This window comes from Gemmobacter sp., assembly GCF_016792925.1.
In the GTDB taxonomy this organism is placed as follows: domain Bacteria; phylum Pseudomonadota; class Alphaproteobacteria; order Rhodobacterales; family Rhodobacteraceae; genus Gemmobacter.
In genome coordinates this window covers 1-15,944 of record NZ_JAEULU010000320.1, presented here as the reverse complement: position 1 = coordinate 15,944, position 15,944 = coordinate 1, and the positions used below count along the sequence as shown (strand labels likewise).

General features: G+C 66.3%; 16 protein-coding genes. 11 read left to right on the top strand and 5 right to left on the bottom strand.

The features are described 5' to 3' along the window. Window positions 1-184: hypothetical protein (locus JNN06_RS15965; protein ID WP_291240584.1), on the top strand; the 184-nt coding region annotated here is incomplete at its 5' end. A 285-nt stretch (window positions 185-469) separates the two neighbouring features. Here the strand turns inward: JNN06_RS15965 and JNN06_RS15960 are convergent. Further along, on the bottom strand, window positions 470-1,507 hold the full coding sequence (locus JNN06_RS15960; RefSeq protein WP_291240583.1) for a GlxA family transcriptional regulator: 1,038 nt from the start codon (window positions 1,505-1,507) through the stop codon (window positions 470-472). 125 nt (window positions 1,508-1,632) lie between these two features. On the opposite strand from JNN06_RS15960, the gene dprA reads away from it, so the two are divergent. Beyond that, a complete protein-coding gene (dprA, locus tag JNN06_RS15955) occupies window positions 1,633-2,799 on the top strand; it encodes a DNA-processing protein DprA (protein ID WP_291240582.1) in 1,167 nt (388 codons plus the stop codon). Between the two features lie 14 nt (window positions 2,800-2,813). Here the strand turns inward: dprA and JNN06_RS15950 are convergent, their stop codons facing one another. Next, window positions 2,814-3,251, bottom strand: a complete 438-nt coding sequence (locus JNN06_RS15950; protein ID WP_291240581.1) for a hypothetical protein — start codon at window positions 3,249-3,251, stop codon at window positions 2,814-2,816. Between the two features lie 160 nt (window positions 3,252-3,411). On the opposite strand from JNN06_RS15950, the gene topA reads away from it, so the two are divergent. The 4 genes from topA (at window position 3,412) to JNN06_RS15930 (ending at window position 8,932) form a co-directional block, all read left to right on the top strand. Further along, entirely contained in the window at window positions 3,412-6,093 is a 2,682-nt protein-coding gene (topA, locus tag JNN06_RS15945; protein WP_291240580.1) for a type I DNA topoisomerase, read from the top strand. Beyond that, entirely contained in the window at window positions 6,090-6,734 is a 645-nt protein-coding gene (locus JNN06_RS15940) for a hypothetical protein (RefSeq protein ID WP_291240579.1), read from the top strand. Before topA ends, JNN06_RS15940 begins: the two co-directional genes overlap by 4 nt. Before the next feature lie 241 nt (window positions 6,735-6,975). Next, window positions 6,976-8,391: a DegQ family serine endoprotease gene (locus JNN06_RS15935; protein ID WP_291240585.1), complete on the top strand. Its 1,416-nt coding sequence runs from the start codon at window positions 6,976-6,978 to the stop codon at window positions 8,389-8,391. Between the two features lie 130 nt (window positions 8,392-8,521). Further along, window positions 8,522-8,932: an acyl-CoA thioesterase gene (locus JNN06_RS15930; RefSeq protein ID WP_291240578.1), complete on the top strand. Its 411-nt coding sequence runs from the start codon at window positions 8,522-8,524 to the stop codon at window positions 8,930-8,932. Here the strand turns inward: JNN06_RS15930 and JNN06_RS15925 are convergent. The 3 genes from JNN06_RS15925 to JNN06_RS15915 all read right to left on the bottom strand — a co-directional run bounded on the left by JNN06_RS15925 (window position 8,917) and on the right by JNN06_RS15915 (window position 12,049). After that, window positions 8,917-10,314 carry a short-chain fatty acyl-CoA regulator family protein gene (locus JNN06_RS15925; protein WP_291240577.1) on the bottom strand — a complete coding sequence of 466 codons (1,398 nt, stop codon included), beginning with the start codon at window positions 10,312-10,314 and terminating at the stop codon, window positions 8,917-8,919. The genes JNN06_RS15930 and JNN06_RS15925 overlap by 16 nt on opposite strands. A gap of 106 nt (window positions 10,315-10,420) precedes the next feature. Continuing rightward, the gene (locus tag JNN06_RS15920) at window positions 10,421-11,635 is read right to left on the bottom strand and encodes a multidrug effflux MFS transporter (RefSeq protein ID WP_291240576.1); all 1,215 of its coding nucleotides are present in this window, start codon (window positions 11,633-11,635) and stop codon (window positions 10,421-10,423) included. 63 nt (window positions 11,636-11,698) lie between these two features. Beyond that, window positions 11,699-12,049 (bottom strand): DMT family protein, encoded by a 351-nt coding sequence (locus tag JNN06_RS15915; RefSeq protein ID WP_291240575.1) that lies wholly within the window; start codon window positions 12,047-12,049, stop codon window positions 11,699-11,701. Between the two features lie 180 nt (window positions 12,050-12,229). Between JNN06_RS15915 and JNN06_RS15910 the strand changes: the two genes are divergently transcribed. From JNN06_RS15910 to JNN06_RS15890, 5 genes are all read left to right on the top strand, one after another. Beyond that, the gene (locus JNN06_RS15910) at window positions 12,230-13,762 is read left to right on the top strand and encodes an acyl-CoA carboxylase subunit beta (protein WP_291240574.1); all 1,533 of its coding nucleotides are present in this window, start codon (window positions 12,230-12,232) and stop codon (window positions 13,760-13,762) included. A 28-nt stretch (window positions 13,763-13,790) separates the two neighbouring features. After that, window positions 13,791-14,552, top strand: a complete 762-nt coding sequence (locus JNN06_RS15905; protein WP_291240573.1) for a class I SAM-dependent methyltransferase — start codon at window positions 13,791-13,793, stop codon at window positions 14,550-14,552. Next, window positions 14,549-14,947 carry a DUF6497 family protein gene (locus JNN06_RS15900; RefSeq protein ID WP_291240572.1) on the top strand — a complete coding sequence of 133 codons (399 nt, stop codon included), beginning with the start codon at window positions 14,549-14,551 and terminating at the stop codon, window positions 14,945-14,947. The genes JNN06_RS15905 and JNN06_RS15900 overlap by 4 nt, the downstream gene beginning before the upstream one ends. A 199-nt stretch (window positions 14,948-15,146) precedes the next feature. Then, complete coding sequence (locus JNN06_RS15895) at window positions 15,147-15,287, top strand: hypothetical protein (RefSeq protein ID WP_291240571.1); 141 nt, start codon at window positions 15,147-15,149, stop codon at window positions 15,285-15,287. A gap of 66 nt (window positions 15,288-15,353) precedes the next feature. Continuing rightward, window positions 15,354-15,752, top strand: a complete 399-nt coding sequence (locus JNN06_RS15890; RefSeq protein ID WP_291240570.1) for a hypothetical protein — start codon at window positions 15,354-15,356, stop codon at window positions 15,750-15,752. Window positions 15,753-15,944: the final 192 nt, after the last annotated feature.

The following is a 15,944-nucleotide window of genomic DNA, read 5'->3' as shown; positions in this document are numbered from 1 at the left end:
TGCCATGGTTACAGGAAGGGGCTTGATCATGGCTGTCTTGAAATTCGTTTCATTCGCTCTGGTGGTCGTTTCTGCAGTGTTTCTTTGTGGGGCGGTGACTGGCAGCCCCATCCTGATGGCCTTGGCCGCCGGTGCTGGCACATGGCTGCACCAAATGTTGTGGCAGAGATCTGGGCTAGGGTGAGGGCTCGCCGAGGCCATTGCCGAGGTCACGCGGCAGCGTTTCCGCGTTTGGGCCGGTGGCCCAAAACCACCGGGTGAGCCGCCCGCCCCGCCATTGGCGGGCGCTTTGCACCCGCCGGGGCAGGCTCTGGCCTCTCGGTCATGGGCTGAGGCGGTTTGGCGGATCGGTTCGACGCGGGCGGGAAAACGCGTTGCGTTTCCTGATCCGCCCGAGGCCGCTGGTGCGAGGCCGTGACCATGGAGCGAACTGAGAGCTGGTCTGTTGCCGCGAGAGCCTCAGCCCCCCTCACGCCCCGAAATGCGAGAAGCGATAGGGGGAGACGCCGTATTTCTTGCGGAAGCTCTTCGAGAAATGGCTCGACGAGGCATAGCCGCAGGCCACGGCCACTTCGGTCACGCTCATGTCGGTTTCCGCCAGCAGCGCGCGGCCATGTTGCAGGCGCAGGTCGTTCATGTAGCGCACGGGGGTGACGCCCAGATAGCGGTTGAACAGACGCTCGATCTGGCGGCGGGACACGCCGAGATGGTCGGCGCAGGCGTCGAGGTCGAATTCCTCCTCGATGCGCGCCTCCAGAAAGGCCACCGCCTTGATGAGCTTCTCGTTGCGCGTACCAAGCCGGGCGGCGAGCGAGGTGATCTGTTCGTCTTCCTCGGTGCGGCGTTGGGTCAGGAGGCACATGTTCATGACCTCCTGGCTCAGCTGCGCGCCATAGCGGTCATGGATCAGCTTCAGCATGAGGTCCGCCGCCGCCACGCCACCGGCGCAGGTGACGATGCGATCCTCGATGCAGAAGACCTGCCGGGCGGGCGTCAGATCGGGGAAGGTCTCGGTAAAGCCGCCGAGGTTTTCCCAATGCAGGGTGAAGCGGCGCCCCTTGAGGATGCCCGCCCGCGCCAGCGCATAGGCCCCGGTGCAAAGCCCGCCCACGGTGCGGCCGCGCCGCCATTGGCCGCGCAGCCAATCGGCGAGGCTGGCGGTCATGCGGGTTTCCGGCTCCACGCCGCCGCAGACCAGCACATAGCCCGCAGGCGGGGCCTCGGGCAGGGTGCCTTCGGTCATCACCGGCACGCCGCAAGAGCTGGTGACCGGCTGGCCATCCTCGGAGAAGGTCTGCCAGCGGAACAGGATCTGCCCGGTCAGCTGATTGGCGACGCGCAGCGGTTCGATGGCCGAGGTGAAGGCCAGCAGGGTGAATTTCGGGACCAGCACGAAGGCCACCGAGACGGGTTCGGCCACCTTGGGCAGGGTGACATGCGCGACGCCGCGCGCCACGAATTTGCGGCTGTCCTCGGGCGGGGAAAGGGGGGCATCTGGCGCTTTCATGCCCTTGGGGTAACGCGTGCGCGCCCGGCCCGCAAGCGGCATGATTTTTCGCGCCGGGCCGCGGTTTTTTTACGCTCTGTTAACCATTGGCGGGCCAGTCTGGCGGGGCGAATGAGGAGCATGCGATGGTTGCCGGGCTGGACACCCCACACCCCACACCCCACACCACGGAACAGGATCGGCTCTGCCGTCTGCGCCTCATTCGTTCCCGCCGGGTCGGGCCTGCCACCTATCACCGTCTGGTGGCCGAACATGGCAGCGCGCAGGCCGCGCTGGAGGCCCTGCCGGAGATCGCGCGGGCCGGGGGGATCGAGGGTTATGAACCCTGCCCGGAGGCGGTCGCCCTGGCCGAGATGCGGGCGGCGCGGGCGGTGGGCGCGCGGATGCTGTGCGCGGGCGACCGGCACTATCCCGACGCCTTGCGTCAGATTGCCGACGCACCGCCCATCCTGTGGTTGCGCGGGCGGCCCGAGCTTCTGCTCAGCCCGATGGTGGGGGTGGTGGGGGCGCGCAATGCCTCCAGCCTCGGGCTGCGCATGGCGCGGCGGCTGGCGGCGGCCCTGGGCGAGGCGGGGTTCACCGTGGTCTCGGGGCTTGCGCGCGGGATCGACGCCGAGGCCCATGTGGCGAGCCTTGCCACTGGCACGGTGGCGGTGGTGGCGGGCGGCGTGGACCGGGTGTATCCGGCCGAGAACGGGCCGCTGATGGCACGGATGGCGGAGACCGGCTGTCTGGTCTCGGAACAGCCGCCGGGGCTGGAGCCGCAGGCGCGGCATTTCCCGCTGCGCAACCGAATCATCTCGGGCCTGAGCCGGGCTTTGGTGGTGGTGGAAGCGGCGGCGCGCTCTGGTTCGCTGCTCACTGCGCGCGAGGCGGCAGAGCAGGGGCGCGAGGTGTTCGCCGTGCCGGGGCATCCGTTCGATGCGCGGGCGGCGGGGTGCAACTTGCTGATCCGCGAGGGGGCCACGCTGGTGCGCGCGGCCTCGGATGTGCTGGAGGCGCTGGGGATGCAGGGGGTGCGGGCCGAAGGGCCGCTGGCCGTGCCAGATTTGCCCGGCCAGGATTTGCCGGAGCCAGGCTTGCCCGGCCCGGTGCCGCCGCGCCGGCCGCTGCGCGATCTGGCGGCGCTGCACCGGCTGATCCTGGACCGGCTGGCGCCCAGCCCGCTGGCCGAGGATCAGCTGATCCGCGATCTGGCGCTGCCCTCTGATGATGTGACGCCGGAACTGCTGGCGCTGGAGATGGAGGGGGCGCTGGTGCGGCAGCCGGGCGGCCTGCTGGCGCGGGCGTGAACCGGCGCTGCGGATCAGCCGCAAACCTCCGGCGTCAGCTTGCCCCAGATGCTGCAATATTGCGGCTCGGACCACCAGACATCGCTGGCGCCCATCTGCCAATGGACCACAACCCAGGTCTTGCCCTGCTTTTGCAGCAGCGCCTGCATGGCGGCCCCGTCCATATAGGCGGGGTCGAAACCATCCCGCTCGACCATCGGGGTTTGCGACAGGTCGATGGGCTTGCCGCCGGGGCGCTGCGGGGTGACCATGGCAAAGCCCAGCTTGCCCTCGACGCGCAGCGTGTCCACCACAAATTCGACCGGCGCGTTCAGGTTCCATTCGGCATGGGGGCGCAGCGCATCCATCATCGCCTTGCGATCGGCGCTGCCCTTGGCGGGGGTCTCCCAGCCGAAAGCGGGGGCGGCGAGGGCGAGGCTGAAAAGCAGCGAAAGCGGGGGGAGAATGCGCATCGGAAAAATCCTTCAAAGGGCGAATCTGGCGGTAATCTGCCGCTTTTCCCGCCTTGCGTCAAAGCCCGGCCGGGCTTGACGAACGCGGCCTGCCTTGACATGGGGGGCGTATCGCACACATCTTTCGGCGCCCTGCACAGGCCGGGCGCAAGAGGTATTCATGGCAGTCGTCGTCGTCGAGTCTCCGGCCAAGGCCAAGACAATCAACAAATATCTCGGCTCCGACTATACGGTGCTGGCCTCTTACGGCCATGTCCGCGACCTGCCGCCCAAGGATGGTTCGGTCGATACCGAGAATGATTTCGACATGAAATGGGAGGTGGCGGCTGACAGCAAGAAGCATGTCCGCGCCATCGCCGAGGCCTTGAAAACCGATGACGAGCTGATTTTGGCCACCGACCCCGACCGCGAGGGCGAGGCGATCAGCTGGCATTTGCAGGAGGCGCTCGCGTCGAGCCTGAAAAAGGGCAAGAAGGTCAGCCGCGTGACCTTCAACGCGATCACCAAATCGGCGGTGACCGAGGCGATGAAGAACCCGCGCCAGGTGGATGTGGCGCTGGTGGATGCCTATCTCGCCCGCCGCGCGCTGGATTATCTGGTGGGCTTCACCCTGTCGCCCGTGCTGTGGCGCAAGCTGCCGGGCGCGAAATCGGCGGGGCGGGTGCAATCGGTCTGCCTGCGGCTGATCGTGGAACGCGAGATGGAGATCGAGGCTTTTCGCGCCCGCGAATACTGGTCGGTCGGCGCCACGTTCCGCACGCCGCGGGGCCAGGAATTTGACACGCGGCTGGTGCTGCTGGGTGGCAAGAAACTGGACAAGTTCGACATTCCGACGGCGGAGGCCGCCGATCTGGCGGTCACTGCCATTCAAAATCGAACCTTCAGCGTCGCGGCGGTGGACAAGAAGCCCGCCAGCCGCAACCCCTTTGCGCCCTTCATGACCTCGACCCTGCAACAGGAGGCCAGCCGCAAGTTCGGCATGGGCGCCAAGGCCACGATGAACGCGGCGCAGCGGCTTTATGAGGCGGGCCATATCACCTATATGCGGACCGACGGCATCGACATGGCGCCGGAGGCGATTGCGCAGGCCCGGGCCGAGATCGGCAAGCGCTTTGGTGCCGACTATGTGCCCGACAGCCCGCGCATCTACAAGAACAAGGCCAAGAACGCGCAGGAAGCCCACGAGTGTATCCGCCCCACCGACATGGCGGCGGCGCCCGAGGATTTGCGGCTGGTCGAGGCCGATCAGCGCAAGCTCTATGACCTGATCTGGAAGCGCACCATTGCCAGCCAGATGGCGGCGGCGCGGATGGAGCGCACGAGCGTCGAGGTGCAAAGCCCCGATGGGCAGGTGGGCCTGCGCGCCACGGGCCAGGTGGTGTTGTTTGACGGGTTCCTCAAGGTTTACGATGAGGGCCGCGACGAGGAGGCCGAAGACGAGGGCCGCCTGCCGCAGATCATGCAGGGCGATGCCCTGGCGCGCGGCGCGGTGGTGCCGGAGCAACATTTCACCCAGGCCCCGCCGCGCTATACCGAGGCCACGCTGGTGAAGCGGATGGAAGAGCTGGGCATCGGGCGCCCCTCCACCTATGCCTCGATCCTGACCACGATTCAGGACCGCGAATATGTGCGGCGCGACAAGAACCGGCTGATCCCGGAGGATAAGGGGCGGCTGGTCACGGCGTTTCTGACCAATTTCTTCCGGCAATATGTGGAATATGATTTCACCGCCTCGCTGGAGGGCGAGCTGGATGACGTGTCGGCGGGCGAGCGCGATTACAAGGAAGTGCTGGCGCGGTTCTGGCGCGATTTCTCGGCCGCGGTGGCGGAAACCGCCGATCTGCGCATCAGCGAAGTGCTGGACAAGATTGACGAATTTCTGGGGCCGCATCTTTATCCGGCCCGCGCTGATGGCGGTGACCCGCGCGCCTGCCCGACCTGCGGTTCGGGGCGGCTGCATCTGAAGACCGCGCGGTCTGGCGGGGCGTTCATCGGTTGCGGGAACTATCCTGAATGCCGCTATACCCGGCCCATCTCGGTCGGCGATGACAGCGGCGCGATCACGCCCGATGGCAAGGTGCTGGGGCAGGATGAGGACGGCGTGCCGGTCACCATCCGCTCGGGGCGGTTCGGGCCCTATGTGCAGAAGGGTGACGCGACCGAGGAGGTGCCGAAGCCGCCGCGCGCCAGCCTGCCGAAGGGCTGGGCGCCCGACAGCATTGATCTGGAACGCGCGCTGATGCTGCTGAACCTGCCGCGCCCGATTGGCCCGCACCCGGAGGACGGCGCGGTGGTCGAGGCCGGGATTGGCCGGTTTGGCCCCTATATCAAGCATAACAGCACCTATGCGAACCTGCCCGATGTGGAGGAAGTGTTCACCATCGGCATGAACCGCGCGATGGAAGTGCTGGCCTTGAAGGCGAGCCGGGGCGCCGGGCGCGGGGCGCCGGCACAGCCGCTGCGCGAGCTGGGCGCGCATCCGGATGGCGGCGCAGTGCAGGTGATGCCGGGCAAATACGGGCCCTATGTGAAATGGGAAAAGGTCAATGCGACCCTGCCCAAGGGCGTGGAGCCCGAGGCCGTGACGCTGGAGGAGGCGTTGGTTCTGATCGCGGAAAAGGCGGGCAAGACGCCTGCGAAGAAAACCGCGAAGAAGGCGGCGAAGCCGAAGGCCGAGGCGGCGGAAACGGCCGCGGCCAAGAAGGCGCCTGCGAAGAAGGCTGCGGCGAAGAAGCCGGCGGCCAAGAAACCGGCGGCGAAGGCTGCAACCAAGGCCGCGCCAAAGAAAGCCGCGACCCGGAAAGCTGCGGAAAGCGCCCCGATCGAGGATGTGCTGGAATGAAACCCCTCGCGCTGTTGCCCCTGATTGCCGTTGCCCTGCCTGCCTTCGCCCAAGACCGGGCCTTTCCGCCCGGCACCTATGGCGAGCCTTTCACGGTGGAGGCCCTGGTGGACGGGTGCAGCGCGGAGGGCGAGGGCGCGGGCTGCACGCTGATCGCGGAAGGGGTCCGCTGGGTGGCCTGGGCCGATGGCGCGACCCCGCCCGGGGTGATGGCCGAACTGGCGGCGCTGCCGCTCAATGCGCCGGTGATCGTGACCGGCGATATGGTCAGCATGGGCGACATCACGGTGGAGGCGGTGCTGGCGGGCCTCGCGCCGGGGCAGGATGCCCATGCGACCGAGCGCGCGCTGATGCAGGGCGCATGGCAGGGCGATGACCCCGGCTTTGTGCTGACGGTGCGCGGCTCGACCTGGAGCGAGACCTATGCGGGCGATGTGATGGGCGACCATCTGCTGACGCTGGCCGAGGGCTGCGGCCTGGAGGGGGTGGAGACCGAAGGCCTTGCCATCCGCCTGCAACTGCTGGGGGGCGACCCGTCGGAGCAGACCTGTTTCGCGGTGACCGCGCTGACGGCGGAGCGGATGGAGCTGCTGCATCTGCCGCGCGGCAATCCCGTCACCTTCACCCGGCTGCCGAACTGACGCCGAAAGACGGACCCGCCCCGAAAGCTGAATGCCCGAAACGGAAACCCAAAACTGAAACAAAGAATCACATCCCTTTGAGGCGCCGCGACCGGGGTTTGCATTGCCTTTGTCGCTGCCTAGCTGTTGGATGTTCCCGGACCGGCCCGAGCGCCGGACCTGTTTGCGACCGAAAAGGAGTTTTGCGGTGCAATCCACTGTCTCGATCCTGGACTCCCGGACCCGCTCCGTGCCCCGGCTGATGGGCGCGCTGTTGCTGGGCCTGACTGTCGCCATGGGGCCTGCCCATTTCGCCCATGCCCGTGGCGCCCCCGAAAGTTTTGCCGATCTGGCGGACAAGATCAGCCCGGCGGTGGTGAATATCACCACCTCTGCGGTGATCGAGGCCTCGAGCGAGGATATGCCGCGCCTGCCCGAGGGCTCGCCCTTTCAGGATTTCTTCGACCAGTTCCAGAACCCCGATGGCGAGGGCGGCGAGCCGCGCCGGTCGGAGGCCCTGGGCTCGGGCTTCGTGATCTCGGAAGACGGCTATATCGTCACGAACAATCACGTCATCGAGGGCGCCGACGAGATCGAGATCGAGTTCTTCTCGAAGGAGCGGCTGCCGGCCAAGCTGATCGGCACCGACCCGAAAACCGATATTGCGCTGCTGAAGGTCGAAAGCCCGACGCCGCTGCCCTATGTCAGCTTTGGCGACAGCGACCTGATGCGCGTGGGCGATTGGGTGATGGCGATGGGCAACCCGCTGGGGCAGGGCTTCTCGGTTTCGGCCGGGATCGTCTCGGCGCGCGGGCGGGAATTGCAGGGCGCCTATGACGATTTCCTGCAAACCGATGCCGCGATCAACAAGGGCAATTCGGGCGGGCCGCTGTTCAACATGGACGGGCAGGTGGTCGGTGTGAACACCGCCATCCTGTCGCCCACCGGCGGCTCGATCGGGATCGGCTTCTCGATGGCGTCGAATGTGGTGACCAAGGTGGTCGATCAGTTGCGCGAATTTGGCGAGACGCGGCGCGGCTGGCTGGGCGTGCGCATTCAGGACGTGACGCCGGATGTGGCCGAGGCGATGGGTCTGGGCAAGGGGGTGGTCGGCGCGCTGATCACCGATGTGCCGGACGGGCCTGCCAAGGATGCGGGTCTGCTGTCGGGCGATGTGATCCGGCTGTTTGACGGCAAGCCGGTGAAGGATGTGCGCGATCTGACGCGGCGGGTGGCTGATGCGCCGGTGGGCGAGGCCGTGAAGGTCGAGGTGCTGCGCGAGGGCAAGACCGAGGTGCTGGACGTGACGCTGGGCCGTCGCGAGGAGGCCGAGGCCAGCGAGGCGCCGGAGGGTGCCAAGCCGGGCAGCAAGGCTCCGGCCAAGGCCGAGCTGATGGGCCTGACGGTGGAGCCGCTGACCGAAGAGGCCGCCAGCAAGCTGGGCCTGCCGGGCGATGCCTCGGGCCTGCTGGTGACGGCGGTGGATGGCACGTCGGAGGCCTATACCAAGGGTCTGCGCGAGGGCGATCTGATCACCGAGGCGGGCCAGCAGAAGGTGGTGCGCATCGAGGATCTGGAGGCGCGCATCGACGAGGCCCGCGAGGCGGGGCGCAAGTCGATCCTGCTGCTGATCCGTCGCGGCGGCGATCCGCGTTTCGTGGCGCTGTCGGTGGAATAAGCGGCAGGATGGCAAGATTTTGGGGCGGCGGGGCAACCTGCCGCCCTTTTTCGTGGCTTTGCAGCGGCCTGTTGGCTTGGCGGGGCTCAGCAAAGCGGGCAGGGTGAGGGCGCGCAGCAGGAGGCCCCGCATGACCCGAACCCCGCCCGATACCACCCCGCCCCAAACCGAACCCGTCATCCGCACCATCGCCATGCCTGCCGATACCAACCCGGCAGGCGATATTTTCGGCGGCTGGCTGATGGCGCAGATGGATCTGGCGGCGGGCAATCTGGCGGCGCGGATCGCGCGGGGGCGGGCGGCGACGATTGCAGTGGAGGGGATGACATTCCTCAAGCCGGTGAAGGTGGGCGACGAGGTCTCGCTTTACGCCGATCTGGAGACCGTCGGGCGCAGCTCGATGCGGATTCACGTCGAGGCCTGGCGGCGCGACCGCTATGGCGACGAGAGCTTCAAGGTGACCGACGCCAGTTTCACCTTTGTCGCGATTGATGGCGAGGGGCGGCCAAGGGCGATTGCGCCCGATCAATCGGCGATCTGATAGGGCAGGATGCCGCGGCTGTCGGGGTCGACGCGCAAGCGGCGTTCCAGCGGCGGGACCGAGCGCTGGTGACAATCGCGGCGCTCGCAGATGCGGCAGCTGATGCCGATGGGCTCGAACGCGCCGCGCAGGTCCATGCCATCGGCATAGACCAGCGCATCGGCGTGCTGCACCTCGCAGCCGAGGCCAATGGCATAGCGGCGCACCGGCGCGCCGAAACTGCCGCCGCGTTTGGTGACATCGCGGGCGAGGCACAGATAGCGCACGCCATCGGGGGTTTCGGCCAGCTGGCGCAGGAACTGCCCCGGCGTTTCAAAGGCGCGGTGCATGTTCCACAAGGGGCAGGCGCCGCCGAAACGGGCGAATTGCAGCCGGGTGGCAGAGTGGCGCTTGGTGATGGTGCCCGCCTGATCGACGCGGACGAAAAAGAAGGGAATCCCCTTGGCGCCGGGGCGTTGCAGGGTGGAAAGGCGATGGGCCACCTGCTCGATGCTGGCGCCGAACAGGTCGGCAAGGCGCTCGAGGTCGTGGCGCTCCTCCATCGCGGCCTGCTGGAAGGCGCGGTAGGGCAGGAGGGCGGCACCCGCAAAGTAATTGGCAAGGCCGATCTTGGCGATGTCGCGCGCCTCGGGCGTGGCGAAGCGGGCGAGGTCGAGCGTGGCCTCCAGCAGCTCGTTCTGGGTGGTCAGCGCCACCTGATACAGCAACTGGAAGCGCTGTGTCGGCCCGGCGGCGCGGCCCGAGATCGCCAGATGGCGCGCGCTGGCATCGTAATGGCGCAGCTGCGCAGTGTCGGAAAACTGCAAGTCGATGCCCGCCTTGGCGAGGGTCTCGGAGGCGATGAAAAGCGGGTCTTTCCGGGTGCCTGCGGGCATTGCGTAATGTTCCGCCGCGCGGTCGATCGCATCGAGGTAATTGTCGCAATAGTGAAAGAAGTCGCGCACCTCCTCCCACGGGCTTGGCCGCAGGGCGGCGTCTTCGCGGCCCAGAGCCTCGTCCAGCGAGGCGAGGCGTTCATGGGTCTGGCGATAGGCGCGGTGCAGGTCAAGGAAGGCGCGGGCCAGCGCCGGTGCGTTGGAGGCGGCAAGGCGCAGATCGGCCAGCGGCGCGGTGGCGTTCTGGAACACCGGATCGGCCAGCGCCTCGCGCATGTCGGACACGATGCGCTCGGCATCGCCGGTGGTCAGTTCGGTCACGTCAAAGCCGAATTCCTGCACCAAAGACAGCACCACGGCGGCGGAAACCGGGCGGTGGTTGTTCTCCATCTGGTTCAGATAGGGCAGGGACACGCCCAGCTTGTCGGCAAAGGCCTTTTGCGTGACACCCAGCCGGCCACGCAACTCGCGCAGCTTGACCCCGGCATAGAGTTTCTGCGTGCTCATGGCTGGCCTCCTCGCCTTTGCTAAAGCCGTTCATCGCTTTTGCAAACTATGGCTGTCAAGCTCGCAGATCAGGGTTAAGGCGGGGTTAACGGAAATGGCCGAGGCCCTACATCCCCAAGGCCCGGGCGCGGGCCATGACCCAGAGGATCGCCAGCACCGAGCCCAGGGCGCAGCCCAGCATCAGCAGCACCAGGGGCAGCTCGGTGGCGCCCGGCGGCAGCAGATGCCCCGCCAGCGCCGCCAGACCCGCACCGCCGCCGATCACGATGGCGCCGCCAAGCCCCGAGGCGGTGCCCGCAAGCTCGGGCCGCACTGACAGGATGCCCGCATTGGCATTGGGCAGGCAAATGCCATTCCCCAGCCCCATCACCCCGGTCAGACCAAAGAACAGCGGCGCTGTCATCAGGCTCCCCAGCGAACACAACACCAGAATGCCGCAAGCCAGCACGGTGACCGACCCGCCCCACAGCACCATGCGGTTCATCCCCAGACGCTCGGAAAACCGCCCGGCGAGGAAATTGCCCCCGGCATAGCCAAGCGCCGTGAGGGCAAACAGAAGGCCGATCTGGCTGGAGGTCAGCCCGAAAATCGCCGTTCCCACATAGGGCGCGCCGCCCAGATAGGCGAAGAAACAGCCCGAGGAGAGGGCTGCGGCCAGCGCATAGCCCCAGAAGCGCTGCGAGGCCAAAAGCCGTGGATATTGCGCCACTTGCGCGCCGAGGCCAAGGCCCGAGGGGCGCGAGGTCTCGCCCAGGTCGCGCCAGCACAGCCATGTCACGGCCAGCCCGCAGATCAGCAGGAAGGCGAAACTGGCCTGCCAGCCGAACAGATCATCCAGCACCCCGCCGATCACCGGGCCGACCATCGGCACCAGGCTCATGCCCATGGTGACATAGCCGATCATCGAGGCCGCCCGCGCATCCGAGACCATATCGCGCACGATGGCGCGGCTGAGAACCATGCCCGCCGCGACCACGGCCTGCGCCATGCGGGCGATCAGGAAGGTCTCGGCGGTGGGGGCCAGCAAGACGGCGAGCGTGGCGATCAGGAACAGGACGAGCGCCCCCAGCACCACCTTGCGCCGCCCGAAGCGGTCGGAGACCGGGCCGATGAGGATTTGCAGCCCCGCCGAGAGCGCGAGGTAAAGCGCGACCGAGAGCTGCATCGTGGCATAGGGCACGCCATACCAGGCCGCCATCGAGGGCAGCGAGGGCAGGAAGATGTTCATGCTGAGCGCCGAAACCCCGGCCAGCAGCGTGAGGGTCAGCACCGAGGGCGGGGTGGCGGGATCAAGGAAATGGGGGGGTGGCAGGTCGCGCATGGCCTCAGGGCTAGGCCCTGCGCGCGCGCCTGTCCATCCCGGTTGCGGCGTCTGGCGTCGCCTTCACCACTTGTGGAAGATGAAAAAGGCGCCAAGCGCGATGAAGGAAAACCCGAGCAGGTGGTTCCAGGTTAAGGGTTCTTTCAGGAAGAACACCGAAAATACCCCGAAGACCAGCAGCGTGATCACCTCTTGAATCGTCTTCAGCTCGGCCGCGGAGAAATGCGTGTGCCCGATGCGGTTGGCCGGAACCATGAGCATGTATTCAAACAGCGCAATGCCCCAGGAGATGAGGATCACCGTGATCATCGGCGCGGTCTTGAACTTCAGATGGCCATACCAGGCGAAGGTCATGAAGATGTTCGAGGCCAGCAGCAGGCCGATGGTGAGAACGGGAACGGGCAGGCTGGGCATGGCACTCTCCTTTGCGCTTGGCCTCTGGCTTGCCCTGTGGCGCTGGCAAAGGCAAGATTTGCTGAATTTGCAATTTGCAATCGCGGCTCTGCCAATAATTTGCAAATTTACGGAATTTCAGTATGCGATCCGCCGACGCAAGAATATTGTGCGACCGATTCCCAGGGGGAGAGGACCGCCATGAAAGACATCCTGCAAGAGCTTGAGACCCGTCGTGCCGTGGCCCGTGCTGGCGGGGGCGAGCGTCGTGTGGCGGCGCAGCACGCCAAGGGCAAGCTGACGGCGCGGGAGCGGATCGACCTGCTGCTGGACGAGGGTTCCTTCGAGGAGTTCGACATGTTCGTGCGCCATCGCTGCACCGATTTCGGCATGGAGCAGGACCGCCCGGCAGGGGATGGCGTGGTGACCGGCTGGGGCACGATCAATGGCCGTCAGGTCTATGTGTTCAGCCAGGATTTCACGGTGTTCGGCGGCTCTCTGTCGGAGACGCATGCGCAAAAGATCTGCAAGATCATGGATATGGCGATGCAGAATGGCGCGCCGGTGATCGGGCTGAACGATTCGGGCGGGGCGCGGATTCAGGAAGGCGTGGCCTCTCTGGCCGGCTATGCCGAGGTGTTTCAGCGCAATATCATGGCAAGCGGCGTGGTGCCGCAGATCAGCGTCATCATGGGGCCCTGCGCGGGCGGGGCGGTTTACAGCCCGGCAATGACCGACTTCATCTTCATGGTGAAGGACACCTCCTATATGTTCGTGACCGGCCCGGATGTGGTGAAGACGGTGACGAACGAGGTGGTGACCGCCGAGGAACTGGGCGGCGCCAGCACCCATACCAAGAAATCCTCGGTGGCCGATGGTGCCTTTGAAAACGATGTGGAGGCGCTGGCCGAAGTGCGCCGTCTGGTCGATTTCCTGCCGCTGAACAACCGCGACAAGGCGCCGGTGCGGCCGTTCTTTGACGAGCCGGGCCGGGTGGAGGACAGCCTGGATACGCTGATCCCCGACAATCCGAACCAGCCCTATGACATGAAGGAACTGATCCTGAAAATCGCCGATGAGGGCGATTTCTACGAGATTCAAAAGGATTACGCGGGCAATATCATCACCGGCTTCATCCGCATGGAAGGGCAGACGGTCGGCGTGGTGGCCAATCAGCCGATGGTGCTGGCGGGCTGCCTGGACATTGACAGCTCGCGTAAGGCCGCGCGCTTTGTGCGCTTCTGCGATGCGTTTGAAATTCCGATCCTGACGCTGGTTGACGTGCCGGGCTTCCTGCCGGGCACGAGCCAAGAATATGGCGGCGTCATCAAACACGGCGCGAAACTGCTGTTCGCCTATGGCGAGGCGACGGTGCCGAAGGTGACGGTGATCACCCGCAAGGCCTATGGCGGCGCCTATGACGTGATGGCCTCGAAACCCCTGCGCGGCGATTTCAACTATGCCTGGCCCACGGCGGAAATCGCGGTGATGGGGGCCAAGGGCGCCACCGAGATCCTCTATCGCAGCGAGCTGGGCGACAAGGAGAAGATCGCCGCCCGCACCAAGGATTACGAGGACCGTTTCGCCAATCCCTTCGTCGCGGCCGAGCGCGGTTTCATCGACGAGGTGATCCAGCCGCGCTCCACCCGGCGGCGGGTGACGCGGGCCTTTGCCTCGCTTCGTGGCAAGAAGCTGGCAAACCCCTGGAAGAAACACGATAACATCCCCTTGTAACGCGTTACCGCAATCAAGGGGGCAATCCATGCGGCTCGACATCGACATCGGGGCAGAGGCCGGGGACGGCGCCATCACGGCGCTGGACTTCGCGGCCCTGTCCCGGGGCGACTATCTGAACCTGATCCTGCAACGGTCGGAGGTCATGTTCGACCGGCCGAAGTCGGGCCGTATCATTAAGGCCTGGAACGAGGGCGACGAGGCCCCGATCGGGGCGGTGATCGACGAGATGGGCGTGGCGATCGCGCGCCGCGCGGCCGGGGTGATCGCGGCAGAATATCGCGCGCTGGCGCCGCTGCTGCGCGAGCTGGCACCGAAGCGGATTGCCGATATTGGCTGTGGCTACGGGCTGTTTGACCTGTTCGCGGCGCAGGATCTGGGCGCGGATGTGCTGCTGATTGATCTGGAAAGCAATGAGCGGCGGCATTTCGGCTTTGCCAAGGAGGGCGCGGCCTATTCGAGCCTCGCCGTGGCGCGCAAGCTGTTGCAGGATAACGGGATTCCCGCAGGCCGCATCGCCACGCTGAACCCGCGTGACACCGCGCCGGAAACGGCAGGGCCGGTGGATCTGGCGGTCAGCTTCCTGTCTTGCGGCTTCCATTACCCCGTCGATCTCTATCTGCCGTTTCTGGAACGCGCAGTGACCCCCACCGGCGCCGCGATCCTGGACCTGCGCGAGGCGACGGCGGCAGAGCAGGCGGCCAAGCTGGAGAAGCTGGGCGCCTTGACCGATCTGCCCGCGCCGCCGAAATGCCGCCGCGTGCTGCTGCGCAAGGGGGGCAGGGCATGACCGGCGAGGCGATAAGCCAGATGCAGGATGGCACCGTGGTGCTGACCGGCGGCGCCGAGGCGCTGAGCGTGCCTTCGGGGCAGCCGGTGACCTTGCAGGATGTGATCCGCAGCGAGGATGGCCCGGTGGGCGCGGCGCTGCGCTTCCGCTTTGTCGCGCCGCAGATCGCGCGCGAGGGCGGCAATGTCGATTTCGAGACGGCGAGCGCCGACATGGCCGATCTGTGCCAGCGCTTTGCCCTGCCGCGGATGGCAGAGCTGGGCGGCGCGCCACGCCAGATCATCATCTCGCTGGCCGCAGCAGAAGTGCCCTTCGGCGAGACCGCGCCCGAGGTCACGCAGTTCTTTGAATCCTTCCGTGTCGAAAACGGCACCTGCATCTGGGAGATGTTCTGATGATGTCGCAACATCTTGTGGTGTCCGGCGGGAAGCTGCCGAAACTTGATGCAGGCCAGTCACATCGCGTCATGGCGGTGCTTTCGGCGTGTCTTTCGCAGGCAAATGGCGATATTCTGGGCAGGAAGCGGGCAAACCCGCTTCGCAATCCTGCACGGGGGCCGCATCGCGCCGCCCTCCAACGAAACTGGAGACCAATATGTCGAGCATCCGCATCACCCTTGCCATCTGCACCATGGCTTTCCTCGCCGCTTGCGGCGGCGCCAAGCAGGATGACGTTGTCATCGTGGACGAGCCGGTCGTTCAGCCCGAGCCCGTGTTCACCGGCAAATACAAGTGATCTGCAAGGGCGGGCCGCACAGGCGCGGCCCGCCTCTTTCCGCCCCTTCGCTGAGGAGGGCGCGGCATGCTGAAGCATCGTGGCTTCCCCGGTCGGATGACCGGCACTGACTTCCAGTTCGTGATCCGCCGCGCCAACCACAAGGAAGGCGTCAGCAAGCTGATCAAACGGGAGCGTTTCAAGGACCGCAAGAATGTGGATCGCGCGGCGGATACGGCCTTCATGGCCGCGCTGTGGAACCATTTCGGCGAAGAGCCTTTCGAGCGTGGCAATCTGGATGCCGGGCGGCTGTCATGGCTGTTTGGCCGCGAGGTTGTGGCGGCGGAAGATCCCTTCGATCCCTGCTCTTACGAGGCGTTGTTGAAGATCGACGTGAAGCGGGCGCAGGCCAGCTTTCCCGAGGTCTTCGCCGCTGATGCGCCGCCGCCCCCCATGGATGACTGGGATGACGGGGAGGACGACTGAGCATGTTTCCGCGCAACCTGAAACCTGTCGGGCAGTTTTCCGCGCAAGCAGTGCTTGTGCCGGACTTTGCCTTTGCACAGGCCGGGTTGCGCCCCCATGTTGAGGATGTGACGCGCACCATCCGGCGCGCTGTCCTGTGCGTGGGCGCCGCTGTGGCGCCGCGTCATCCAGTATGTGATCCTTCCCCTGACC